This window comes from Pigmentiphaga sp. MLSB6-MA01 (assembly GCF_058793475.1).
Map to the genome: position 1 here is coordinate 1 of NZ_JBXAFV010000021.1, position 24,465 is coordinate 24,465.

Annotated in this window: 21 protein-coding genes and 1 riboswitch; of the genes, 7 read left to right on the forward strand and 14 right to left on the reverse strand. The window is 68.0% G+C overall.

Annotated features, from left to right (window positions below; translation table 11 throughout):
• Positions 1-338 precede the first annotated feature (338 nt).
• A complete protein-coding gene (locus tag AC1Q6E_RS26290; RefSeq protein ID WP_152793631.1) occupies positions 339-899 on the reverse strand; it encodes a TMEM165/GDT1 family protein in 561 nt (186 codons plus the stop codon).
• A gap of 17 nt (positions 900-916) precedes the next feature.
• Positions 917-1,083, reverse strand: a riboswitch (yybP-ykoY riboswitch).
• A 72-nt stretch (positions 1,084-1,155) separates the two neighbouring features.
• Between AC1Q6E_RS26290 and AC1Q6E_RS26295 the strand changes: the two genes are divergently transcribed.
• Both AC1Q6E_RS26295 and AC1Q6E_RS26300 read left to right on the forward strand, forming a co-directional pair.
• The gene (locus AC1Q6E_RS26295; protein ID WP_152793632.1) at positions 1,156-1,935 is read left to right on the forward strand and encodes a M15 family metallopeptidase; all 780 of its coding nucleotides are present in this window, start codon (positions 1,156-1,158) and stop codon (positions 1,933-1,935) included.
• Between the two features lie 38 nt (positions 1,936-1,973).
• On the forward strand, positions 1,974-3,326 hold the full coding sequence (locus AC1Q6E_RS26300; RefSeq protein WP_152793633.1) for an MFS transporter: 1,353 nt from the start codon (positions 1,974-1,976) through the stop codon (positions 3,324-3,326).
• Here the strand turns inward: AC1Q6E_RS26300 and AC1Q6E_RS26305 are convergent.
• Positions 3,318-4,190 (reverse strand): endonuclease/exonuclease/phosphatase family protein, encoded by an 873-nt coding sequence (locus AC1Q6E_RS26305; RefSeq protein ID WP_152793634.1) that lies wholly within the window; start codon positions 4,188-4,190, stop codon positions 3,318-3,320. The two genes, AC1Q6E_RS26300 and AC1Q6E_RS26305, sit on opposite strands and share 9 nt — an antisense overlap.
• Before the next feature lie 152 nt (positions 4,191-4,342).
• On the opposite strand from AC1Q6E_RS26305, the gene AC1Q6E_RS26310 reads away from it, so the two are divergent.
• Complete coding sequence (locus AC1Q6E_RS26310; protein WP_152793635.1) at positions 4,343-4,906, forward strand: NADPH-dependent FMN reductase; 564 nt, start codon at positions 4,343-4,345, stop codon at positions 4,904-4,906.
• A 108-nt stretch (positions 4,907-5,014) separates the two neighbouring features.
• On the opposite strand, the gene AC1Q6E_RS26315 is transcribed toward AC1Q6E_RS26310, so the two are convergent.
• Complete coding sequence (locus tag AC1Q6E_RS26315) at positions 5,015-5,383, reverse strand: DUF423 domain-containing protein (RefSeq protein ID WP_152793636.1); 369 nt, start codon at positions 5,381-5,383, stop codon at positions 5,015-5,017.
• Positions 5,384-5,514: 131 nt separating this feature from the next.
• Positions 5,515-5,937: a VOC family protein gene (locus AC1Q6E_RS26320; RefSeq protein ID WP_296558455.1), complete on the reverse strand. Its 423-nt coding sequence runs from the start codon at positions 5,935-5,937 to the stop codon at positions 5,515-5,517.
• 128 nt (positions 5,938-6,065) lie between these two features.
• On the opposite strand from AC1Q6E_RS26320, the gene AC1Q6E_RS26325 reads away from it, so the two are divergent.
• Together AC1Q6E_RS26325 and AC1Q6E_RS26330 are read left to right on the forward strand one after the other, a co-directional pair.
• On the forward strand, positions 6,066-6,947 hold the full coding sequence (locus tag AC1Q6E_RS26325) for a LysR family transcriptional regulator (RefSeq protein WP_152794718.1): 882 nt from the start codon (positions 6,066-6,068) through the stop codon (positions 6,945-6,947).
• Between the two features lie 128 nt (positions 6,948-7,075).
• Positions 7,076-7,504, forward strand: a complete 429-nt coding sequence (locus AC1Q6E_RS26330) for a VOC family protein (RefSeq protein WP_152793638.1) — start codon at positions 7,076-7,078, stop codon at positions 7,502-7,504.
• On the opposite strand, the gene AC1Q6E_RS26335 is transcribed toward AC1Q6E_RS26330, so the two are convergent.
• The 4 genes from AC1Q6E_RS26335 to AC1Q6E_RS26350 are packed head-to-tail and all read right to left on the reverse strand — an operon-like array spanning position 7,491 to position 14,559.
• Entirely contained in the window at positions 7,491-8,927 is a 1,437-nt protein-coding gene (locus tag AC1Q6E_RS26335; protein ID WP_152793639.1) for an MFS transporter, read from the reverse strand. The genes AC1Q6E_RS26330 and AC1Q6E_RS26335 overlap by 14 nt on opposite strands.
• The gene (locus AC1Q6E_RS26340; protein ID WP_152793640.1) at positions 8,924-10,336 is read right to left on the reverse strand and encodes an efflux transporter outer membrane subunit; all 1,413 of its coding nucleotides are present in this window, start codon (positions 10,334-10,336) and stop codon (positions 8,924-8,926) included. The genes AC1Q6E_RS26335 and AC1Q6E_RS26340 overlap by 4 nt, the downstream gene beginning before the upstream one ends.
• Before the next feature lie 10 nt (positions 10,337-10,346).
• Positions 10,347-13,433 carry a MexW/MexI family multidrug efflux RND transporter permease subunit gene (locus AC1Q6E_RS26345; RefSeq protein WP_492573836.1) on the reverse strand — a complete coding sequence of 1,029 codons (3,087 nt, stop codon included), beginning with the start codon at positions 13,431-13,433 and terminating at the stop codon, positions 10,347-10,349.
• 13 nt (positions 13,434-13,446) lie between these two features.
• Positions 13,447-14,559 carry an efflux RND transporter periplasmic adaptor subunit gene (locus tag AC1Q6E_RS26350; protein ID WP_492573865.1) on the reverse strand — a complete coding sequence of 371 codons (1,113 nt, stop codon included), beginning with the start codon at positions 14,557-14,559 and terminating at the stop codon, positions 13,447-13,449.
• A gap of 171 nt (positions 14,560-14,730) precedes the next feature.
• Here AC1Q6E_RS26350 and AC1Q6E_RS26355 point away from each other — a divergent pair, with 171 nt between their 5' ends.
• Positions 14,731-15,354, forward strand: coding sequence for a helix-turn-helix transcriptional regulator (locus AC1Q6E_RS26355; RefSeq protein WP_492573837.1), 624 nt, complete (start codon positions 14,731-14,733; stop codon positions 15,352-15,354).
• Here AC1Q6E_RS26355 and AC1Q6E_RS26360 read toward each other — a convergent pair.
• From AC1Q6E_RS26360 to AC1Q6E_RS26385, 6 genes are all read right to left on the reverse strand, one after another.
• Positions 15,250-16,164: a PDDEXK nuclease domain-containing protein gene (locus AC1Q6E_RS26360; protein WP_492573838.1), complete on the reverse strand. Its 915-nt coding sequence runs from the start codon at positions 16,162-16,164 to the stop codon at positions 15,250-15,252. The two genes, AC1Q6E_RS26355 and AC1Q6E_RS26360, sit on opposite strands and share 105 nt — an antisense overlap.
• A gap of 214 nt (positions 16,165-16,378) precedes the next feature.
• Entirely contained in the window at positions 16,379-18,178 is a 1,800-nt protein-coding gene (gene aspS, locus AC1Q6E_RS26365; RefSeq protein ID WP_152793644.1) for an aspartate--tRNA ligase, read from the reverse strand.
• 76 nt (positions 18,179-18,254) lie between these two features.
• Positions 18,255-18,854 carry a DUF502 domain-containing protein gene (locus AC1Q6E_RS26370; protein WP_296558466.1) on the reverse strand — a complete coding sequence of 200 codons (600 nt, stop codon included), beginning with the start codon at positions 18,852-18,854 and terminating at the stop codon, positions 18,255-18,257.
• A 49-nt stretch (positions 18,855-18,903) separates the two neighbouring features.
• Positions 18,904-19,254 carry an FmdB family zinc ribbon protein gene (locus AC1Q6E_RS26375; protein WP_152793645.1) on the reverse strand — a complete coding sequence of 117 codons (351 nt, stop codon included), beginning with the start codon at positions 19,252-19,254 and terminating at the stop codon, positions 18,904-18,906.
• A 166-nt stretch (positions 19,255-19,420) separates the two neighbouring features.
• Positions 19,421-20,698, reverse strand: coding sequence for a putative Na+/H+ antiporter (locus AC1Q6E_RS26380; protein ID WP_152793646.1), 1,278 nt, complete (start codon positions 20,696-20,698; stop codon positions 19,421-19,423).
• 301 nt (positions 20,699-20,999) lie between these two features.
• Positions 21,000-23,033 (reverse strand): methyl-accepting chemotaxis protein, encoded by a 2,034-nt coding sequence (locus AC1Q6E_RS26385; protein ID WP_152793647.1) that lies wholly within the window; start codon positions 23,031-23,033, stop codon positions 21,000-21,002.
• A 234-nt stretch (positions 23,034-23,267) separates the two neighbouring features.
• Between AC1Q6E_RS26385 and AC1Q6E_RS26390 the strand changes: the two genes are divergently transcribed.
• Positions 23,268-24,374: a sensor histidine kinase gene (locus tag AC1Q6E_RS26390; RefSeq protein ID WP_296558469.1), complete on the forward strand. Its 1,107-nt coding sequence runs from the start codon at positions 23,268-23,270 to the stop codon at positions 24,372-24,374.
• The last annotated feature ends 91 nt before the right edge of the window (positions 24,375-24,465 follow it).

Consider the following 24,465-nt stretch of genomic DNA (forward strand, 5'->3'; position numbering starts at 1 on the left):
CGGCGGCTCCGAATGCGCCCCGCCCGCCCCCCGGCCCCGGCACCCCGGACAAGACCTGCACCGTTGGTCACCTAGCCTCGTGAATGCCAGTACGGTTGTCTTGGTCGATCAGATAAAAACCCCTCGCCGTCTCTGGACCTGCGATCGTCACTCATCACCGTCGGTAGTCCTTGACCGGTGGGGTGGGGTGGCCCGCGGTGGGGCGCATTCGGAGCCAACTCCGGGAAGTCCCGCTCAGCGGGACCAGCTTCGCTGCGCCCCGCCGCGGGCCGCCCCACCCCACCGGTCAAGGACGGTTCAAGAACCCGATCCCAGACATTCATGAATGTCGATGCAGCCTAGAACAGGCCGAGCAGGGCCGCCAGCCCCAGACAGGCGAAGATGGCCGCCGCGATGCCATGCACCAGGCGCACCGGCAACCTGTGGGCCAGCTTGTCGCCCAGCAACACCGCGGGGACATTGGCGATCAGCATGCCCAGGGTGGTGCCGGCCACCACGGCGTAGTACGCATGGAACTGCGCGACCAGCGCCACGGTCGCGACCTGTGTCTTGTCGCCCATCTCAGCCAGGAAGAACGCCACGACCGTGGTGCCGAACACGCCCAGCCTGAGCTTGCCCGTCCCGGCGTCGTCCAGTTTGTCGGGAACGAGCATCCAGGCCGCCATGGCGATGAAGGAGACGCCCAGGATCCAGCGCAGCGCGTCGGGACCGATGACTTGCGTCAGCCATGCGCCGACGGCGCCGGCCAGGGCGTGATTGACGATGGTCGCGGTGAAGATGCCCAGGATGATGGGCCAGGGCCGCCGCCAGCGGGCGGCCAGGAACAGGGCGAGCAGTTGGGTCTTGTCGCCGATCTCGGCCAGGGCCACGATGCCTGTCGAGACGAGGAAGGCTTCCATGTTTGATACGCGCTCCGGGCCGGACGGTTGACCGAATGATCGTGCAACAGCCCCGGCCCACCGGAAGCTGCACGATCAAAGGTCTTGCCAAGTCCTGGACCGCCTGCGCCATGCCCGTAGGCAAGTATGTTGACGCAGGCCCTTGCACCCGAGGGCAAGGAGGCTACTCCCCAATGACGGGCGAAATTATAGCGCATCTGGCCTGCCCCGCGTCGCACGCCGCATAATAGGCGCTGCTTCACGATGGAAGGCCCGCATGAAGAACCGTTCCTCCGACCAGGACCACCGGAACCCGGCCCGTCCGCTGGCACAGGCCACCGGCGCCTGCCTGGCGGCCGCCGCGCTGCTCTCGCCGGTTGCCCACGCACAGGAAGACTTGCTTCCCATCCCCGTCGGCTTCGTCCACCTGACCGACGTCGCCCAGACCGTGCGGCTCGATATCCGCTACCACGGCAGCGCCAATTTCATGGGCCGGCCCGCCGCCGGCTACGACGCACCCACCTGCATCCTGACCGAACCCGCCGCGCGGCGCCTGCTGGCCGTGCAGCGCGAGATCCGGCCCCTGGGCCTGACGCTCAAGGTCTTCGATTGCTACCGGCCCCAGCGCGCCGTCAGCGACTTCGTTACCTGGACGCGCGACGCCGGCGACCAGAAGACCAAGGCCGACTATTTCCCCGACGTGGACAAAAGCGCGCTGCTCGACCTGGGCTACATCGCCGAACGCTCCGGCCACAGCCGGGGCAGCACGGTCGATCTCACGCTGGCCGCGCAGGACCCCGAGGCCGGCGTCCCCCCACCCGTCCGCGGCCCGCTGCTGGCGGGCGGCGAAGTCGACATGGGAACCCCCTTCGACCTTTTTGATGTAAAGTCGCATACAGACAATCCTGATTTACCCGAGGCTGTCCGGCACAATCGCCAGTTCCTCAAGGAACTGATGACCAGGCACGGTTTTCGCAACCTGCCCGAAGAGTGGTGGCACTACACTCTGGACGAAGAACCGTATCCGGACACCTATTTCAATTTCCCCGTACGCTGATCCGCGCGCCGCGCGCACGGCGCGCGCAGAACAAGAAGATGCCTTCCCTGGACGGACTTACCCCGCCGCGCAAGTACTGGGCCCTGGCAGCCACGATGCTGGCGATGGCGATGACCGTCCTGGAAACCACCATCACCAACGTCGCGCTGCCATCCATCGCGCGGGACCTGGGCGTATCCCCGGCGCAAGCCGTCTGGATCGTCAACACCTACCAGCTCGCCATCGTCGTCGCCCTGCTGCCCTTCTCGTCGCTGGGCGAGATCCTGGGCTACCGGCGGGTGTTCGGCGTGGGCCTGGCGGCCTTCACCATCGCCTCGGCGGGCTGCGCGATGTCGCAGTCGTTCACGATGCTCATCTCCTTCCGCGTATTCCAGGGCCTGGGCGCGGCGGCGGTCATGAGCGTCACGCCGGCGCTGCTGCGCTTCATCTACTCGCAAAAGCAGTTCGGCCGGGCCATCGGCTATAACGCGCTGGTCGTCGCGACCTCGTCCGCCGCCGGACCGATGATCGGGTCGCTGATCCTGTCGGTCGCCTCGTGGCCCTGGCTGTTCGCGGTCAACCTTCCCATCGGCCTGTTCATCCTGTCCATCGGCAGCCGCATGCTGCCCGAGACCGAACTCGCCAAGCGCCCGTTCGATGCGCTCAGCGCCATGCTGAGCGGACTGACCTTCGGCCTGATCGTGGTGGGCGTGGACCGGCTGCTGCACGATTTCACGATGGCGCTCGCGCTGCTGGCCTGCGGCGCGGTCAGCGGACTGGCGCTGGTCCGGCGCGAGCTGACCCAGGCGACGCCGCTGCTACCGCTCGACCTGCTTCGCATCCGTCCATTCGCGTTCTCGGTCGGCGCCTCGGTCTGCGCGTTCTCGGGCCAGACCATTTCCTACATCTCGCTGCCCTTCTACTTCCAGCAGACCCTGGGCCGCAGCCAGTTGGAAATGGGCATGCTGATGGTGCCCTGGCCGCTGGCGGTGGCCATCGCCGCGCCCGTGGCCGGACGCCTGTCGGAGTCCATCGCGCCCTCGATCCTGTGTTCGATAGGCGCCGGGCTCGTCGCCGGCGGCCTCCTGGTCATCTCGCTGCTGCCCGCCAGCACGCCCAACGGCTGGATCATGGCCTGCATGGTGGTCTGCGGCACCGGCTTCGGCATGTTCCAGACCCCCAACAACCGGGTCATGCTGACCGCCGCGCCGTTGCATCGCAGCGGCGGCGCCGGTGGCCTGCAGGCCACCGCGCGACAGTTCGGCATGGCCCTGGGCGCGGCGCTGGTCGCGCTGGCCTTCACCGCCGCCTCGGCGCATGGGCCCACCACCGGCCTCGTGCTGGCCGCCGTGTTCCTGGCCGCGGCCTCCGCCGTCAGCGCGGCGCGGCCCGGCACGCGCGTCTCAGGGTAGTTCCAGCTCGGCCAGCAGCGGCGCGTGGTCGGACAGGCGCGTCCACGGGCGCCCGTACAACACGCTGGCCTGCCTGACCGAGAATCCGCGCTGGTAGATCCGGTCCAGCCTCAGCCACGGGAAGATGGCGGGAAACGTGCGGGGCGGACGCGGCGCCATCAACTCATTGCCCAGGCCGAGCTTGGGCGGCCCCTGGAATCCCGGCCGCAGCCGCCAGGGTGAAGCTTCGCCCCCCCGCAGCACCCGCCCCAACATGCGGACCGAGTCGCGCAGGCGCGGAAGCTCCACGTTGTTGCCCCGCGGCGCGGTCGCGAACACTTCGTGCAGGCCCAGGCGCTCGACCAGGATATCCGACAGCACATTGGTCCAGTCGTTGAAATCCCCGGCGATCAGGATGGGATCCGAGGGCGGCACGATTTCCTCGATGCGCGACACCAGGGCTCCCACCTGGCGCGAGCGGCTGCCCGCGAACAATCCTAGATGGACCACGAAGCAATGCACCTCGTGCGGACCAATGCCCACGCGCGCATGCAGCAGGCCGCGCTGCTCCAGGCGATGATCGGAGATGTCCTGGTTCTGGTGCGACAGGATGGGAAAGCGCGACAGCAGCGCATTGCCGTGGTCGCTGTGCCGGTAGACGGCATTGCGGCCGTAGGCGGCTTCCAGCCGCAGCGCGGCGGCCAGCATCTCGTGCTGCTCGTGCAGGGTGCCGGACCTGTCGTTGCGGCCCTGGACTTCCTGAAGGAAGGCCAGATCCGCGCGGAGCCCATGCAGGCCGAGGCGCAATTCCTGCACGGACTCGCGCTTGCCCAGGGCGGACATGCCCTTGTGGATGTTGTAGCTGACGATACGAACGACTGACATCGTGAGCATCAAGGGAAGACAAGAGATTCATTTTAGTGGATTCGCCGCGCTATCATGAATCGGCAGTTCCCCTCTCCGTAGCAGCCGGCTGTCGCCCACGCTCAGCCGCTACGCTTCGGCAGCCCTTTTCTCATTCAGATCCGGGAATCTTCATGAGCAGCTACAAGATCGGCGTGATCATCGGCAGCCTCCGCAAAGAGTCATTCAACCGCCAACTGGCGCGGGCAGTGACCAAACTGCTGCCGTCCAATTTCCAGACGGCGGAAATCGCCCTCGGGGATCTTCCCCTGTACAACCAGGATCTCGATACCGCGCTGCCTCCGGCCGTCGTCACCTTCAAGCAGCAGGTGGAATCCGCGGACGGCCTGTTGTTCTTCACGCCGGAGTACAACCGATCGTATTCCGGCGTCCTGAAGAACGCGCTGGACTGGGGGTCGCGCCCCTGGGGCAAGACTTCGTGGCCCGGCAAGCCCGCCGGCATCATGGGCGCCTCGCCCGGGCAGGTCGGCACCGCCCTGGCGCAGGAGCATCTGCGCATGGTGCTGTCGGCGCTGGACGTGCCCGTGCTGCCTCAGCCGAGCATCTTCGTGCAATACACGGGCGGACTGGTGGACGCCAACGGCGAAATCACCAACGAAACCAGCGCCAAGTTCATCCAGGGATTCGTGGATCGGTACGTGGCGTGGGTGGGGAAGTTCCCACCCCCTACGCGCTGACGCGCGCCCCCTCAAGGGGGCGGCACTGGCGGACCGGCGGAGCCGGATCCGCGGTGCCCTGGCAAATGCTCGGCTCGCGTGGGGTGGAGTTCTTCCTGGGGAGGAAGGTCAGCGGTTGGGCATGAGGGCGGCGACGGCGACGCCGAGCCAGCCTACGATCATGGCGCCGCCGCCGAAGGGGGCGGTACCCCAGAACAGTTTCATGCCGGCCAGTTGGCGCATGGCCAGGTCCACGGAGAACAACAGCGTGCCGGCGATGATGAGCGCCGCGGCACCGATCAGGACGGTACGGCCGCGCTGGACGTGGGGCACCACGGCGGCCAGGCCGGTGATGGCGGCGGCATGCAGCAGCAGGAACAGCGCGGCGGTGGACAGGATGCCGCCGCCTGTCAGGTGCGTGGCCATGGCGGCCAGCATGACGCCCGCCGCGCCCATCGGTGCGGCGCACCCCAGCAAGACTCGAGAAGATAACAACATGCAGCGCTTCCTTGAAAAATGCCTCCGCGCTTGCCGCTACGCGGCGGCGCTGCCCCCCAGGGGGGCCGTTTTTCATCCTGGGGCGGCCCAGGATGAAAAACCCGCCCGGCCAGGGTCGCGCCGCCCGCGGGCTACTTCGCGAATACCTGGCTCAGGTCGCCAAATGCCTTGAATTCGAGCGCGTTGCCCGAAGGATCCAAAAAGAACATAGTAGCCTGTTCACCCACTTCGCCCTTGAAGCGGACATGGGGTTCGATCACGAACCGCGTGCCGGCCCGGCGCAGCTTCTCGGCCAGGGCCTCCCATTCCTCCATGGGAAGAATGGCGCCGAAGTGGCGCACGGGAACGTCGTCGCCATCGACCGCGCTGGTGTGGCGCGTGCCCGCTTCGCCCGGGGACAGGTGGGCCACGATCTGGTGCCCGTGGAAATTGAAATCGACCCAGGCGTCGGAGCTGCGGCCCTCGGGACAGCCGAGCAGGTCGCCATAGAAAGCCCGTGCCTGCGCCAGGTCGTCGACGGGGAAAGCCAAGTGGAAGAGGGGAATGCCAGCCATGGGGGAAACTCCGGTGCAGGCCCGCCATCCGGGCCCGGGCTATGATTGTATTGAACGAAATTTCCGATACGAAACGAAAATTTCAGGCCCATGTCATCAATATTTTCTATTAGCTTCGCGCCGTGCCCATGGTGATCCGCTACCTGCAAACCTTCGTGGCCGCCGCCCGGACCTCGTCGTTCTCGGCCGCGGGCGCGCGGCTGGGGCTGACCCAGTCGGCCGTCAGCACGCAGATCAAGCGCCTGGAGGAAGACCTGGGCTGCCTGCTGTTCGACCGGGCGGGCAAGTCGGTCCGCCTGAGCGAGCGCGGGCGCCAACTGCTGCCCGAGGCGGAACATATCGTGCAACGCTACCAGGCCATGCGCGGCGCCGGCCGGCAGCCAGCGCCCATGGCGATCGCCTTGGGCGCGATCTCCACGGCCCAGACGGGGCTGCTGCCCGGCGCGCTGCGTCGCTTCCGGCAGTCCCGCCCCGCCGCGCACGTCAACGTGGTGCCGGGCATGTCCTCGCAGCTCCTGACGCAGGTGGACGAACAGGAACTGGACCTGGCCGTGCTCATCAAACCCAACCTGAACCTGCCGCGCCACCTGAAGTGGACGCCGCTGATGCGCGAACGCTATGTCGGCATCGCGCCGCGCGGAACACGGGGCGACTGGCCGGCGGTCGCGGCGGCGCTGCCTTTCATCCGCTACAACCGCAAATCGCATGGCGGGCATCTGGTCGACCAGTTCCTGCGCCGTCTCCCGGCCGGGGTGGACGAGTTCATGGAGCTGGACGAGCCGGACGTCATCCTGCGAATGGTGCGCGCGGGGCTGGGCTGCGCCGTCATCCCGGGCACGCTGGTGGATGCGGCCGGAGATCGGCAGGTACGCATCATCGAGCTGCCCGGCCCCCCCTTCTTCCGTGAAATAGGCGTGGTTGCGCATCCCCGCGAGCGCAATGAAGCCGTGCTGGCATCGCTGGTCGAAAACATGCGGGAGCAGGCGGTCGAGCTGGAAACACGGACCTGACGCGGCCCGCCCCGCCCGCCGGGGCCCATATGGGAGCGAGGGAAGCGGCATGGCGCCTTGTTCGCCGCGCGGGCGCCGTGCTACGGTTTTCGCACGCCCCGATGTATTCCTTCCCCAGGAGACCGCTCATGACACGCACCTCCATCATGCCCTGCCTGGTCTACCGCGACGCCCCCGCCGCCATCGACTGGCTCTGCCGGGCCTTCGGCTTTGCCCAGCACCTGGTGGTGCCGGGCGATGGCGGCACGATTACCCACGCCCAGCTCACCCTGGGAGACGGCATGATCATGCTCGGCTCCGGGACGAGCGAATTCATGCGCCAGCTCACCGCCCTGCCGGCCGACATCGGCGGCCGGCAGACCCAGACCCCCTACGTCGTCGTCGCCGATCCCGAGGCGCACTACGCCGCCGCCATCAAGGCCGGGGCACGGATCGTGCGCCCCATCCAGGAGGAAGACTACGGCGGCAAGGGTTATACGCTCGCGGATCCCGAAGGCTACGTCTGGCACTTCGGCAGCTACGATCCGTGGCAGGACTCGGAACTCAACCCTCCGTAGTCCCCCCGCTTCCTCGGCCCGCCACGCGGCGCGACAGGAGCACGGCCAGCGCGGGAGCCGCGGCGAAGGCGCCGAACAGCCAGAGCGCGGCGCTTTGGGCACCGGACTGGCCGCCCGGATCGGCCAGTCCGGCCGCATTCGCCACCATGCCCGCCAGCGCCGAGGCCAGCGCCATCGCATACAGCTGCGCCGTCGTGATGGACGCCGAAGCCAGATTCTCCTCCCCCGGCGGCGCCGCGACGAACAGCCGGGTCAGGAGATGCGGCCAGCCCACGCCTATGCCCAGGCCCACGCCCGCCAGCGCCAGGCAGTACAGCGCCAGGCCGGGCGCGCCCTCCAGCCACCCCGCGCGCGGCGTCAGGATCGCCAGCGCCACCAGCGCCGCCAGGCTGATCCACGGACCGGCCCGCACCATCCGGTCGGCCGAGGCGCCGCGCCGGCCAGCGCTGCCCACCGAGCCCAGCGTCCACCCGCCGGCCATGACGGCGGTCAGGTAGCCGGCGGCGAGGGGCGTCATGCCGTGGATGACCTGCAGGAAATAGGGCACGAAGATCTCGGTGGTGATACCGACCACCAGCAGGCTCATCAACGCATACAGGACTCCCAGCCGGGTCGACAGCGAGTACGCGCCCGTCGGCAGCAGCCGCGCGGCGGCGCGCCGGTCGATCGCCGCGATGCCCACGGCCAGCAGCCCCCCCGTCGCGACGCCCGCGAGGTTCCAGGCGGCACTCGGCGCAAGGCCGCCCAGGGACACGGCCAGCACCGACACGACCAGCAAGCCGATGGTCGCGTAGGGCGGACGCATGCGGGCATCGCCCCCGGCCCGCGTCCGGCCCGGCAACTGGACAACCACGATGACGCCCAGCACGGCAGCCACCGGAATCAGCGACCAGAAGGCCCAGCGCCAATGTCCTCCCTCGGCGAACAGGCCGCCCACCGCGGGGCCGCACAGCGTCGCCACGCCCCACATGCCCGACACCAGCCCCATCGCCCTGGGCCACAGCCGCGCCTCGAACACCTGGCGGATCAACGCATAGCTCAGTGCGAGCAGCACGCCGCCGCCGAAACCCTGCACCGTTCTTGCCGCCAGCAGGCTGGGCATGGACGGAGAAAGCGCGCACCATGACGATCCCGCGGCGAAAGCGGCCAGCGCCGACAGGTAGGCGCCGCGGGGCCCCAACGATTCCAGCAGGCGGGCCGACAGCGCCGATCCCACGATGGACGCGACGACGAACAGCGAGGTGTTCCAGGCGTAGTACGCCAGCCCGCCGATGTCGGCGATCATGCTGGGCAGGATGGTGGTGACGACGTAGACGTTGATGGCATGCAGCGCGACGCCGCCGGCCAGCGCGATGGACCGCAGCGCATTGCGGCCATGGAGCAGCTCGCTCCAGGAAGCGTCGGGCAAGGTGGACGAACTCATGAGGCCTCCCGGATTCCGTCCATGCCCCAGCCCAGGGCCTTGTACAGGGCCACTGCGTTCACGTACGAGGCGGTCTCCGCATCCGTCGCCTCCTGGCTGATCTGGTAGTAGCTGCGCTGGTTCTCCAGCACGGCCAGGTACGGGCCCGCACCGGCCCGGTAGCGCCGCGTGGCGATCTCCAGCCCCGAGCGCGCATGCGCGGCGGACCTCGCCAACGCCGCCAGGCGCTCTTGCTGCAGGACAAGCCGCGTCACCGCCCCTTCGACCTCTTCCTGAGCCAGCAGCAGCGCCTGCTCATAGCGTGCCTGGGCGCCGGTCGACTGGGCATGCGCGGCGCGCAGGCGGGCGCGGGCGCTGCCCAGCCGGAACGCCGGCCAATCCACGGTAGGCGCGACCTCGAATGCACGCGCCGCGCCGCCGAGGTCTCCCCCCCGCAATGCGAAGAACCCGACGAATCCCCCCAGGCTCACGCGCGGATAGAGGTCGGCGGCGGCTGCCCCCTCGCTGGCCGTGCTGGCCGCAAGCAGTCTTTCGGCACGTACCACGTCGGGCCGGCCGCGGATCAGCGCATCGACGTTGCCCAGCGGCAGGCGGCCCACCAACGGCGCTTGCCCGCCCGCGCCGGCCGGCGCGGGCGTCTCGCCCGGCCGCCGGCCCAGCAGCACGTCCAGCCGATAACGGGTCTCCTGGCTGGCGGCCCGCAGCGGCGCGATGGCCGCTTCGCTGCGGGCCAGGTTGGCGCGCGCGTTCTCGAGGTCCTCCCGCAATCCGCTGCCGGCCTGGACGCCGGCATCCACCAGGCGCACCGTCTGTCGCCAGCTGTCGGCCTGGGCCCGCGCGACATCGAGACGGCGCTGCAACCCCTGGTACTCGTAGTGATAGCGCGCGACATCGGCGGCGATGGCCAGCCGCACGCGCTCCAGGTCAGCCTGCGCCGCCTCGGCCTGCGCCTGCGCCGAACGGGCCAGATTGGCCAGGCGGCCGAACAGGTCGATCTCCCACTGCGCATCGAACCCCGCGCGAAAGCTCTCGAAGGGCTTGCGTTCCGGATCCCCGGAGGACATGGCCTGCTGCTGGACGCCCTGGCGCCAGGCGGCCTGCGCGGTGACCGCGGGATAACGATCCAGCGCGCGTTCGTCGAACATCGCGCGCGCCCCCTGCAAGCTGGCGTAGGCCTGGCGAACGTCGTGGTTGTGTTCCAGCGCGGCGGCGATCAGGCGCTCCAGCTCGGGATCGTCGAAAAACGACCACCAGGCCGCCGTGGAAGGCGCGGAGGCGAACCGGCCCTGCTCGGCACTGGCCAGCTTGATCGCGGCGACCCGGGGCGCCTGGTAGCGGGGCCCCACGGCGCATCCCGCGATCAATGCCGCCATCGCCAGCATGGCGGGCACGACGGGTTTCTTGTGCATGCGATTCTCCTCAGTGCGCCAGCGGCGCGGCGTCGCCGGCCTCGGCCAGCTCGCGCCGGCGCGCCTGGCCGGTGGCGTGGTCGCGGGCCAGCAGCGAATAGACGGTGGGCAGCACGAACAAGGTGAACAGCGTGCCCACCACCATGCCGCAGACGATGACGATGCCCAGGCCGAAGCGGCTCTGCGCGCCCGCGCCCGAGGCGCCCAGCAACGGCAGCAGCCCGAACACCATGGCGGCGGTGGTCATCAGGATGGGCCGCAGGCGGATCTGCGCGGCGCGCAGCACCGCTTCGGCGGGCGTCAGCCTCTCGGCCACGCGCAACTCGTTGGCGAATTCCACCATCAGGATGCCGTGCTTGCTGATCAGGCCGATCAGCGTCACCAGTCCGATCTGCGTATAGATGTTGAGCGTGGCCCAGCCCAGCGCAAGCGGCACCAAGGCGCCGCAGATGGACAGCGGCACGGTGATCAGGATGACCAGCGGATCGACCAGGCTCTCGTACTGGGCCGCCAGCACCAGGTAGATGACGATCAGCGCGGCGGCGAAGGCCAGCGCCAGCGCGTTGCCCTCCTGCTTGTACTGGCGCGCGTCCGACTGCCAGTCGTGGCTGAAGCCCGCGGGCAGGTCCGCCGCGACCGACTCCAGGAAGGCCACCGCATCGCCCAGCGTCACGCCGGGCGCAGGGATGGCCTGGAAGGTGGCGGAGTTCTGCTGGTCGAACTGGGTCAGCCTGTTGGGCTCGACCTGCACCGATACCGCGACCACCGACGACAACGGCACCAGGTCGCCATCGGCGGTGCGCACGTACTGGACCGCCAGGGCCTCGGGCGTGAGCCGCCGTTCGCGGGTGCTTTGCGGGATCACGTCGTACGACCGGCCGTCCAGGCCGAAACGGTTGATGTAGTTTTCGCCCACCAGCACCGCCAGCGACTCGCCGATATCGCGCATGCCTATGCCCAGGCTGTTCGCCTTGGCGCGGTCCACCTTCACCTGCACGACGGGATTGTTGTAGTCCAGGTCGCTGTCCACCACCACGAACAGGCCGCTCCGCCGCGCGCGCTGCTTGATGTCTTCCATGACGTCGAACAGGGTCCGGTAGTCCAGCGAACTGCGCAGCACCATCTGCACCGGCAGCCCGCCGGTGGAACCAGGCAGCGCGGGCAGCTGGAACGCGAAGATGCTGCTGCCTTCGACATCGTTGACGGCCGCCTGCAGCGCCGACTGGATCTCGGCGCCCGAACGGTCGCGCTCGTTCCACGCCGACAGGTCGATGCCGCCGATGCTGGATGCCAGCCCATCGCTGCCGTTGATGATCCAGCGCCCCGTGGTCTCGGGCAGGCTCTTGTAGACGTCGTCCAGCTTGCGCGAGAAGTGCTCGACGTAGTCCAGGTTGGCATATTGCGGCGACTTGACCGCGGTCAGCACGCTGGCCTGGTCCTCCACCGGCGCCAGTTCGCGCTGCGGCATCGAGTACAGCACCGGCAGGCTCACGCAGACCGCGAGCGCCAGCGCGCCCGTCACCCAGCGATGCCGCAGCGAACGTTGCAGCACCGAGGCATAGCCGCGCGTCAGGCCGCCGAAGAAACGTTCGGCCAGCCGCGCCATGCGCCCCTCGTTCTGCCGGGCGGGAAGCAGGAAAGAGCTCATCACCGGAGACAGCGTCAGTGCGATCACGCCGGACACGATCACCGAGCCGGCCAGCGTGAACGCGAACTCCTTGAACAGCGCACCGGTCAGCCCTCCCATCAAGCCGATGGGCGCATAGACGGCCGCCAGTGTCAGGGTCATCGCAATGACCGGACCCGCCACCTCCCGGGCCCCGACCAGCGCGGCCGCGGCGGGCGAACGCCCTTCCTCGATGTGCCGGTGGACGTTCTCGACCACCACGATGGCATCGTCCACCACGAGCCCGATGGCCAGCACCATGGCGAGCAGCGTCAACAGGTTCACGCTGAACCCGAACGCCAGCATCAGCGCCGCCGCGCCCAACATCGACAGCGGGATGGTGACGATCGGCACCAGCACCGTGCGCAGCGACCCCAGGCACAGGAAAATCACCGCCACCACGATGGCCAGCGCCTCGATCAACGTATGCCCGACCTCGTCGATGGACGCCTTGATGAAGCGCGAGGTCTCGAACGCCAACTGGGCGTGCACGCCCGGCGGCAGGGTCTGGTGGATCTCGGCGAGCTGCCTGCGTATGCCGTCCACGATCACCAGCGGATTGCCGGACGGCGTCGACGCCAGGCCCACGAACACTGCCGGCGTGCCGTCCATGGTGGCGCTGCTCTCGGTCGAGGCCGCGCCCAGCTCCACCGTGCCGACGTCACGCAGCCGCACCAGCCCGTCGGCGCCGCTGTGGATCACCATATCGCGGAATTCCTCGACGCTGATGAGGTCGGTGTTGACGCGCACGTTGGCGATCACGTACATGCCTTTCACCTTGCCGGGCGCCGCCTGGTAGTTGTTGCGCCGTACCGCCTCGGCCACATCGGCCGCGGTCAGGCCCCGCCCGGCCAGCCGGTCGGGGTCCAGCCACAACCGCATCGCCAGCCGCTGCGCGCCATAGACCGAAACCTTGGCCACGCCCTCGATGCCGGAGAATTTCGGTTCCACGACCCGGCGCACGTAGTCGCTCAGCGCCGGCATCGACAGCGTGTCGCTGGCGAAGCCGACATAGGCGACATCGGTGGACTCGCCGGCCGACCGCTCGATCACCGGGTCGTAGGCCTGCTCGGGCAGCCGGTAGCGCACCTGGTTGACCTTGGCCATGACTTCGGCCAGGGCCTGCGTGGAATCGCGGTTCAGCTCCATGCGCACGGTCACGATGCTGCGGCCCTGCACCGAGGACGAGGACAGGTAGTCGATGCCTTCCACCGAGGACACGGCCTGGGCGATGGGCTGCGTGACGAACCCCTGCATCAGCTCGGCGGAGGCGCCGGGATACTCGGTCGTGATGGTGACGGTGGAACTTTCCAGCAGCGGATATTGGCGGATCGGCAGCCGGCTCAGGGACAACAGGCCCAGCAGCAGGATCAGCGCGCTGACCACCAGGGCCAGGACCGGGCGGCGGACGAAGACGTCGGTGAATGTCATGGCGGCCCCCGGTTCAGATGCCGGAGACGCGCGTGGCGGACGCGGTATCGCGCAGCGTATCGCCCGTGCTCAGCTCCACCGGCATGCCGTCGCCCAACTTGAGCTGGCCCGAGGTGACCACGCGATCGTTCTCGCGCAGGCCCTCCTCGATCTCGACCAGGCCCTCGTGGCGCGTACCCACCTTGACCGCCACCCGCCGGGCCACCAGCCCCGTGCCCGGCGCTTCCTGGACCACGAACACGGTGTCGCCATAGGCGGTATAGGCAACGGCGGTCTCGGGCACCGCCAGTACCGAAGCCGGGCCGTCCTGCCGCTCGACCCTGACACTGGCGTACATGCCCGCTTTCAGCACGCCTTCCGGATTGGCGAGGCTGGCCTGGACCCGCACGGTGCGTGAACGCGAAATCATCGGATCGATGGCGTTGATCGTGGCGCGAAAGCGCTTGCCCGGATAGGCGTCCACCCGCACGTCCACGGGCTGGCCGGTCCGCAGCCGCGGGACGGCCTGTTCGTCCAGCGAGAAATTGGCCCGCAGCGATGCCGCGTCGACCAGGGTCGCGATGGGATCGGCGGCATTCAGGTATTGCCCGGCATGGACCCGGCGCAGCCCCAGCACGCCGTCGAAGGGCGCCCGGACGGTCTTCTGCGCGATCAGGGCCTGGACCCGCTGCAACTCCCCCTGCGCCATGTCCCGCGCGGCGCGGGCATTGTCGAGCTGTTCGCGCGTGGCGGCGTCGTCGTCCAGCAGGCGGACCACGCGGGCGAGCTGGCTTTCGGCGTTGCGCAGTTGCGCCTCCAGGCGCCGCGCCTCGGCCTGCTCGGGAGCGTCGTTCAATTGCGCCAGCACCTGCCCGGCCTTGACCCGCTGGCCCGACTCGAAAGCGATGCGCGTGACACGCCCGCCCACTTCGGTGGCCAGGAGGACCTGGCGCACGGCCTCCAGCTCGCCGACGCCCACGTAGACCTGGGGCAGCCGGGCGCGCTGCACGCCGGCGACCGCCACCTTGGGCGCGGGATAGGAGGCGGCGGGAGGAGCGTCGTCGCCGCCCGATACGGCGACGCGCAGGCCGGCCAGGACGACGGCGGCCAGTATCGCCGTGCCCACCAGGATTTTCTTGCGCATGATGCGGACCTTGAAGAAGGAATGAAACCCTTCGGGCGTGGCCGCGGAACCGGGGAACGCGAACGCCGGCCCCGGCTTCCTCGACAACGGGACCGGCTGGGCCTATTATCAAAGCAATTTCTTGCATATTAGAGAGCGCCCTTTATTTATGCAAGAAAATACTTGGAAAATTGAATGACATTCCCCACCGCCGATCGCATCCTGTTCTTCATCAAGACCCATGGACCGGTCTCCACCGCCACCCTCGCCGGCAAGCTGGACCTGACCTCCGAGGCCGCGCGCCAGCAGGTGCAGAAGCTGGTGGCGGCGGGCCTGGTCGAGGGCCGCCAGCAGCCCGCGACCGGCGCCGGCCGGCCGCGCCAGGACTGGGTGCTGACCGAAGCGGGCAATCGTCGCTTTCCCGACACACACGCCCAATTGATGACACAGTTGATCGACTCGATCCGGCAATTGTTCGGCGAGGAAGGCCTGGACCGCCTGATCGCCAGGCGCGAGGCCGAAACCAGGGCCGCCTACACGGAAGCCTGCGACGGCAAGAGCCTGGAGGAACGCCTGCACCAGTTGGCGCAGGTGCGCTCCAACGAGGGCTACATGGCGCGCGTGGAACGCGACGGCGCCGACTGGCTGCTGGTGGAGGACCACTGTCCGATCTGCGCCGCGGCGCAGGCATGCCAGGGCTTCTGCCGTTCGGAACTACAGCTGTTCCAGGAAATCGCGGGCCAGGACACGCAGGTGGCGCGCGAGCAGCACCTGCTGGCCGGGGGTGGCCGCTGCGTGTACCGCATCCACAAGGTGTAGGGGCGGCGCGCCACTACGCCACTCTTGTCGTTCGTTGTCGAGCCTTTGAACGAACCTCCGCGCAAGACTCCAGCATGCGCCGCGCACCTTCCAACTCTTTTTGCAGCACTTCGGCATCTGGCCCACATCCGCGTGGGTCAGGCTACCTAGTTTCAAGTCGATGATGACGATACAGCGCAACCTGCGATGGAAAAACAGCAGGTCCACCCTATGCCAGGTCTGGTCGATGCGCAGTCGGCGCTGTCGGCCCACGAAGGTGAATCCCTCGCCAAGCTCGAGCAGGAGGTCCTCCAACCGCTGGTTCAAGGCTCCCTCGAGATCAGACTCCGAATACTCGTCCTTGAGATCCAGAAACTCCAGCACATACGGGTCCTTGATCGCATCGTCCGGCGTGATGATGTCCCCCGGCTTCGGTCTCATTGCCCTTGCGAGCATCGCGTCCTTGTCCTTGGACAACGCGGTCCGTTCATAGAACTGGCTACCTATCTGCCGATCAAGCTGGCGTACGCTCCCCCCTCGCAGCGCTTCGATTTCGTAGAACCGGCGGGCATGAACATCGCTGACCGATAGCAGCCGGACATAGGCCGACCACGACAACGTGAAAGCCTGCGCCAACTCAAAAAGATCGAGGGTCCGAGAGGCAGGCAAAGGCCTCCCTGCAGGGCATTCATTTCCAGATTTCCGAGACAGTGTCTCGGAAATGCAGGACGAAGGATAGGCAAGGAAAAACCGCCGCATGTTTTCGAGGTTGTCCACACTGAAACCACGCCCGAATCTGGCGGTCAGGTCATGAGAAAGCCTTGCGATCAACGGTAGAGAACTCCCCTCTGCTCATCCAACGCCCCCCGGAGCACTGCGCTCGGGTACGAAGATAGCGCGTGCGCATCACCATGGCTGCATGGACTATGAGCATCCTGTCCAGCTTGACGGCAGGCGAACACATTCCCCACTAAAGCGCGTACAAGAAAAAAGCCCCGCCTCTTGCGAAGCGGGGCCCGGATGGCCGCGTGGCGAAGCCGGTCGCCTACTGCGCCGTCTTGACCTCGGCGGCGCGCAGGCGCACGTGCAGCTCGCGCAGTTGCTTCTCGTCCACTTCCGACGGCGCGCCCGTCAGCAGGCACTGGGCCCGCTGGGTCTTGGGGAAGGCGATCACGTCGCGGATGGACTCGGCGCCGGCCATCATCGTGACGATGCGGTCCAGGCCAAAGGCGATGCCGCCATGCGGCGGCGCGCCGTATTGCAGCGCGTCCAGCAGGAAGCCGAACTTGACCTGGGCTTCCTCCGCATCGATCTTCAGCGCGCGGAACACCTTGCTCTGCACTTCCTCGCGATGGATACGGACCGAGCCGCCGCCGATTTCCCAGCCGTTCAGCACCATGTCGTAGGCCTTGGCCAGGCAGGCGCCGGGATCGGTTTCCAGCAAGTCCTCGTGGCCGTCCTTGGGCGAAGTGAAGGGATGGTGGGCGGCGGTATAGCGCTGCTCTTCCTCGTTGTACTCGAACATGGGGAAGTCGACCACCCACAGCGGCTTCCAGTCGCCTTTGAGCAGGCCCTGCTTGCGGCCGAACTCGCTGTGGCCGATCTTGACGCGCAACGCGCCGATCGAGTCGTTGACGATGCCGGCCTTGTCGGCGCCGAAGAACAGGATGTCGCCGTCCCGGGCGCCGCTGCGGTTCAGCAGTTCCTGCAGGGCCGCGTCATGGATGTTCTTGACGATGGGCGACTGCAGGCCCTCGCGGCCCTTGGCCAGCTCGTTGACCTTGATCCAGGCCAGGCCGCGGGCACCGTAGATGCCGACGAACTGAGTATAGGCGTCGATCTCGCTGCGGCTGAGTTCCGCCCCGCCCGGCACGCGCAGCGCCACGACGCGGCCGCCGGCGCTGTTGGCCGCGCTGGCGAAGACCTTGAAGTCGACGTCCTTCATGACGTCGGTCAGGTCGGTGAACTCGAGCTGGACGCGCAGGTCCGGCTTGTCGGAACCGAAGCGGCCCATGGCTTCGCTCCACGGCATGACCGGGAACGGGTTGGCCAGCTCGACGCCCTTCACTTCCTTGAACACGTGACGGATCATGTTCTCGAAGATGTCGCGGATTTCCTGTTCGTTCAGGAACGAGGTCTCGCAGTCGATCTGCGTGAACTCGGGCTGGCGGTCGGCGCGCAGGTCCTCGTCGCGGAAACACTTGACGATCTGGTAGTAGCGATCGAAGCCCGACACCATCAGCAGTTGCTTGAACAACTGCGGCGACTGCGGCAGCGCGAAGAAATGGCCAGGGTTGACGCGCGAGGGCACCAGGTAGTCGCGCGCGCCTTCGGGCGTGCTCTTGGTGAGCATGGGCGTTTCGATGTCGATGAAGCCCAGGCCGTCCAGGTACTTGCGCGACTCAATCGCCACGCGATAGCGCAGCATCAGGTTCTGCTGCATCTGCGGGCGGCGCAGGTCCAGCACGCGGTGCGTCAGGCGGGTGGTTTCCGACAGGTTCTCGTCGTCGAGCTGGAACGGCGGGGTCACCGACGCGTTCAGGATCTCGATGTCGTGGGCCAGCACTTCGATCTCGCCCGACTTCAGGGCGGGATTGGTCGTGCCCTCGGGGCGCTTGCGCACCAGGCCGGTCACGCTCACGCAGAATTCGTTGCGCAGGCGCTCGGCGATCTGGAAGGTGTCGGCGCGATCGGGGTCGCAGACGACCTGGGCCAGGCCTTCGCGGTCGCGCAGGTCGATGAAGATGACGCCGCCATGATCGCGGCGACGGTGCACCCAGCCAAACAGGGTCACGGTTTGTCCCAGGTGCTCGGTCGAGACCTGGCCGGTATAGCAGGTACGCATGGAATCTCCGTCTAAATTGGTGTGTATCGATGCAGGGCCGGGCCGCGCGCACGCGCGCCGGACGTCCTTGGGGACGTCAATTGCCCCGCGCCGGAGAACCCGGCGCCACCACCCCCATCGATACGATGTACTTCAAGGCCGCATCCACAGACATGCCGAGCTCGACGATATCGGCGCGCGGCACCATCAAAAAGAAGCCCGACGTCGGATTCGGCGTCGTCGGCACGTAAACGCTCACGCAATCGGCCGGCAGGTGTTCGGCGACTTCGCCGCCGGGCGTCCCGGTCAGGAAGGCCAGCGTCCATGAGCCCTCGCGGGGGTACTGCACCAGCACCGCCTTGCGGAACGCCTGGCCGTTGGGCGCCAGCACCGTGTCGCTGACCTGCTTGACCGAGTTATAGATGGAACGCACCAGCGGAATGCGGCCCAGCAGGCCCTCCCAGACCTCGAGCAGCTTGCGCCCGAGCAGGTTGGCCGCGCCCATTCCGGTGAGCAACACCACCAGGATCACCACCGCCAGGCCGAACCCGGGGATGTGGGTGCCGAACAGCGACTCGGACGTGAGCACCGACGGCACGACGGCCTCGAGCGTCGACACGACCAGCCCCAGGACCCACACGGTGATGACCAGCGGGACCCAGATCAGCAATCCGGTGACGAAGTAGCGTTTGAACACGAAGGTTCCAATAGGAGGGGCGGGCGGCGCCCCTGGCGCCGCGCCCGGGTCAGGTCGAGGCCGGCGTGCTCGTCGCGGGCGCGGCCGGTGACGCAGCCGCCCCCGAGTCCGAACCGGACGAAGCTTGCGCCGCGGGCGGACTGCTCGCGGCGGCCGAAGCGCCCTCCGTGGACGAATCGGACGACGACGCGGTCGAGCCCGCGGACTTGCCACCGCTGTTATTGCGGAAATCGGTCACGTACCAGCCCGAGCCCTTGAGCTGGAAACCGGCCGCGGTCAATTGCTTGGAAAACGCAGCCTGCCCGCATGCGGGGCAATCGGTCAACGGGGCATCGGACAGCTTCTGCAACACATCCTGCTGGTGTCCGCAGGCACTGCACTTGTAGGCGTAGATAGGCATCGCCAAGACTCCTCAGGCATACCTTGGCACCGAAGTCCGGCCACGGCCGTCTGGACCGCGGGGCCGAGCTTCGGGAAATTGATCAAAGCCTTGAATTTTAGCGACTTTTTAGGTATTTAGCGCGACGAGGAGGAAAAACAGCGCCGGCGGGAAATTCCCCGCCCTCCTAGACCGGCAGCAGGAAGAAGGCCGCGGCGATGGCCGTGGGCAGCGCGGCGCCCAGCAGCAGCGCGACCGGCGTGATGGTTCCGCCCGGGAAAGACCCCTTCAGGACCGCGAAACCGGCCGGATTGGGCGCGTTGGCAATCACGGTCAATCCCCCCCCGGTAACGGCTCCCGCCACCAGCATGGTGCGCCAGGCCTCGGAGGTCCCGTCCACCAGCGATCCCAGGTAGGTCAGCGCCGCGTTGTCGGTCACGGCGGTCAGCGCGGTCGCGCCCCAGTACAGCACCAGCGGCGACATGTCGGCCAACAGGTCCTGCAGCCACCATTTCTGCAAGCCGCCCAGCACCACCAGCCCGGCCAGGAAGAAACCCACCATCAGGCCCTCCTTGATCATCAGCGGACGCTGGTACTTCCGGTAGGCCTCGGTATAGCCGATGAACAGCAGGAACAGGCCCACGAACACCGCGGGATGGTGCGCGAACAGCACGACGGCCGCCAGGAAGACGAGGTGCACGGCCGTGACGCTCACGGGCACCCGGCGCTCCTCGCCCGCCTCCCCCGCCGCGGCGGGCGCCGAGGCCCGGATCAGGCGGTGGAAGCAGAGCGTCACGATCAGGGCGTTCAGGACCACCGCGCACGCCGCGCGCCAGCCGAAATGGGCCAACATGTAGGCCGAGTCCCAACCGAAGGTGGACGCCACCATCAGCACCGGCGGCGCCGCATACGAAGTCAGGACCCCGCCGATCGAAACATTGACGAACAGCGCGCCCAGGGTGAAATACTTGAAGCGGGTGTTCTCGATGCGATGGAAACTGGTGTCGCGCAGCATGACCGCGGCCAACGTCATGGCCGCCGGCTCGGTGATGAACGACCCCAGCAGCGGCACCACCGACAAGGTCAGGAAATAGACCGCGACCGACCGGCTGCCCGGCACCAGCGCGGCAATGGCCCCCACCAGTTGCGTGACCAGGTTCAGGATCGGCCGGCTGGCGGCGATGACCATGATGGCGAACACGAACAGCGGCTCGGTGAAATTGCGCGTGTCCATGTATTCGACGGCCGCCCCCGCGCCCGACAGGCCGGCCATGGCCACCAGCAGCACGAAGGCCCAGAACCCGAACACGGCCTCGACCTCGGACAGCATGTGCCAGAGCCCGGCGTGCCGCCCGCCCTTGTGCGCCAACGCGGCGAAGGCGGGCACCGAGAACGTGTGGACGATCGCAATCGCGAACAGGACGGTGGCGATCAACTCGATCGCGCTGACGGAGGCAAGAGTCATTGCTGGTGGGCGTCTTAGACTGGCAAGGTGCCTGTGGAGTGTAGCCCACCCCCTACGCCCTTCGGGCGCCCCCTCAAGGGGGCGATGCGGGTGGACCGGCGGAGCCGGATCCACCGCATCCTGGGTCTAGTACACGCTTCTTAAGTTGTAGCACCGGTGCTATCGCTGGCTGCCAGCGGTAGCAACCGTGTTTCAGGCCAAGACAGTTTCCCTAGACCCAGGAAACCGCGGATCTGGCTCCGCCAGTCCGCCGGTTTCGCCCCCTGGGGGGCGCGCGTCAGCGCGTAGGGGGGGCTCCCCTTCACGTCCGCAGCGTGCGGATGGTCTCGTCCAGGACTTGCGCCTGGTTCTGCAGCGACTCGGCCGACGCGACCGACTGCTGCACCGCCGCCGCCGATTCTTCGGAATACTGGGCGATCTGCTCCACGCGGCTGGCGATCTGCTCGGACGCCGCCTTCTGCTCCATGGCCGCGTTCGAGATGTCGGCGATGACTTCGGCCGTGCGGCCGGCCGCCTCGCGGATGCGGACCAGCACATCGCCGGCCTGGCGGGCGCCTTCGGCGGAACGCTGCATGTCGGCATTCACCTGACGCATGGCGTCGGCGGCGACCGAGGTCTGCTTTTGCACCGCGGCGATGACCGCGGCGATCTGCGAGGTCGAGGATTTCGTGCGCTCGGCCAGGCCGCGGACCTCGTCCGCGACCACCGAGAAGCCGCGGCCCTCTTCGCCGGCGCGAGCCGCCTCGATGGCGGCGTTCAGCGCCAGCAGGTTGGTCTGCTCGGCGATCTCCTGGATGGTCTTGACCACCGCTGAAATCTGGCGCGACGAGGCTTCCAGCTCTTGCACCACCTCGGCCGAACTGGCGACCTGGCTGGCCATTTTCTCGATCTCGGACACCGTCTGGGTCACGACCACCGCGCCTTCCTCGGCCGCGGTGCTGGACGTGCGGGAGAAGCCGTTGGCCTCGCGGGTGTTGTCGGCGATCTGCGAAATGGAGACGGTCAGTTGCTCGACCGCGGCCGCGACGCCGCTGGCCGCCTCGGACTGCACCTCGGTGCCCTTGCCGATCTGGTGCAGCGCCTGCAGCGTCTGGGTCGTGGCCGTGGCGACCTGCGACCCGGTGGCGTTCATCTGCTGGGCAAGATGGGCGATGCGGGCACGCGTGGCGTTGATGCGATCGGCCATGATATGGATCTCGTTGCGCGAACCGCGCGGACCCGCCGGCACGTCACGCGTCAGGTCGCCGTCGCCCAGCCGCGCGATGCCCTCGACCACGTCGCGCACCGGCCGCAGCGCGGTAGACATCTGGTAGTAGATCAGGAGACCGGTCACGAGGCCGCCCGCCACCAGCAGTCCGACGATCAGCGCAAGCTGCCTGTACTGCACCGCCATGAACTCGGCTTTCGGCCCTGCCGCCACCAGTGTCCAGCCCCAGTTGGGCACGGTCTGGTACGAGACCAGCATCTCGGAATCGTCGGTGGAGAGCCGGGCCTCCAGGGAGCCCAGTCCATGCTCCACCAGGTCGCGGAAGAAGGGCCGATCGGCTTCGGGAACCTCCTCCACGGTCTTGCTCTTGTAGAGGGGATGGACCAGGAACTCCGAGGTACCGTTAACGGATGGCGTCATCGCGAACATGGAACCGTGGCCGGCCACCTTCGTCCTCTCGATGAAATCGAGCGCGCTGGCGACGTCGTCCGACATGTCCACCTGGAGGGCGAGGCCGCCGAAGATCTTGCCGTTGTCGTCCTTGAGCGGCCGCACGTGCAGCGCATACCACCGCTTGTTGCGATAGACGATATTGGTCGCCGCCTGCTGCGAATCCATGGTGGTCGCGACGAAATCGTCGGCCGGTACGGGCTGGCCGGTCAGCGGCGAACCGTCGGCTCCGCGCAGCAAGGTCGCGGCCCGGATCCACCGGTTGTTGTGGCGTACCACGAGCTCGGGCTCGGCACCGGTATAGCTGCGCATGCGTTGCAGGATGGCGGAATTGCCGTTGAGCACGTTTTCGCCCGCCCGCACCGTCATCACCTCGCCGGCGGCCCCGGTTTCCGTGAGCGTGCCGTCCGGAGACGGCAGCTCGCCCAGCATGCGCTGGAACACCAGCAACTGGCGCTCGACCCGCACCCGCGACGACTCGAACGAGGACCCGAGGCTGGAGTTGACCGACCCGAGCGCGTCCATCATCTCGCGCTCGACGCCTTCCTTGCCTGCCTTCAAGCCTTGCCAGGCCACGACGACGGCGGTCACCAGCGAGACGACGGCGCTGACGGAGAGAGCCAGCACCAGTACCTGTTTGGCCAGAGAGCGCTGACCCAAGCCGAGAGACACAGCCATTCTTTACCCCAACGTTGTTGCCGGCTCGTGCCGGTCGTTTCGTGCGCACACGTTCTCTTCGCGTGGCGGGCGTGTCAGCATTTACGGCAGCGATGGCGGGGAATTGAGCATTTTTTGCTGGAGTGTTACAGGCCGGCGCCCCCTGCCTGCCCAGGATCTACAATTCGCCGGCGAAGCGTGCCGGCGCCCGCCGGACAGCGCGACCTCCACGCATGGCATATGCCGGGAGAGGCTATGAGATTGGCCGACTTCATCGACGCGAACCTGGACGAGCTTCTGGGCGATTGGCGCCGGTTCGCGCAGCAACTGGACCTGCGGCGGTCGGCCGTGTCCGGGCATGCCTTGCAGACCTCGACCCGTTCGCTGCTGCGCCAGCTCGCCGCGGACCTGCGCACGCCGCCCGCGGAAGACAGCGCCGGGCAGAAGCCGGGCGCGACGCGCCAGGCGCGCGCCCATGCCCGCAACCGGTTGCGGGCCGGCTTCACCCTGGCCGAGGTGGTGTCCGAATACTGCGCACTACGCATCAACATACTGGAACGCTGGACGCGGGAAACCGACGACATCGGACCGGATGCCAGCAAAGACCTGGTCCGCTTCAACCAGGCGCTGGACCAGGCGCTCAAGGAGTCGATCTCCCGCTATTCGGCCGGCCTGGAGCGGGCCCGCGACCTGTTCGTCGGCATCCTTGCCCATGATCTCCGGACGCCGCTTGGCGCCATCGCCATGTCGGCGCAGGCGCTGCTGCACAACGAGGGGCTTCCCGACCGCTGCCTGCAGGCCGCCGCGCGGATCGGACACAGCGGCTCGCGCATGCAGCGCATGATCGACGACCTGCTGGACTTCACCCGCACCCGCCTGGGCAGTCCGCTCCCGCTGGCGCGGTCGCGCGCCGACCTCGCGGACGTCTGCGCGCGCGCCCTGGACGAAATCCGGGCCGCGCATCCGGAACGGACCTTCCTGCTGGAATGCCAGGGGCCCCTTGCCGGCCACTGGGACCCCAACCGCCTCGCCCAACTGCTGGCCAATCTCCTGGACAACGCGGTCCAGCACGGCCACCCCGCCCGGCCGGTCGCGCTGCGCGTGCGCCGGGCCGAGGACGGCGTCATCGCCGAGGTCCACAACGACGGCCCCGCCATCCCGGCCCACATGCGGCACCAGATCTTCGATCCGCTGATGCGCGGACCGCGGCCTGGCACCGAGCGGCGCCAGACCGGCCTGGGGCTGGGCCTCTACATCGCCCGGCAGATCGCGGTGGCCCACCAGGGCACGCTCGCCGTCACATCGGCCGAATCGGGCACCACCTTCACCTTGTGGCTGCCCGACGCCCCCTCCGCGCCCTGACCGGCGCCGGCCCACCCGGGCCCGCCGGCGTCGGCGCTTCGCACGGCGGCAACTCGGTCAACTCGGCGCCGGGGTCTTCGTTGCCGGTCTC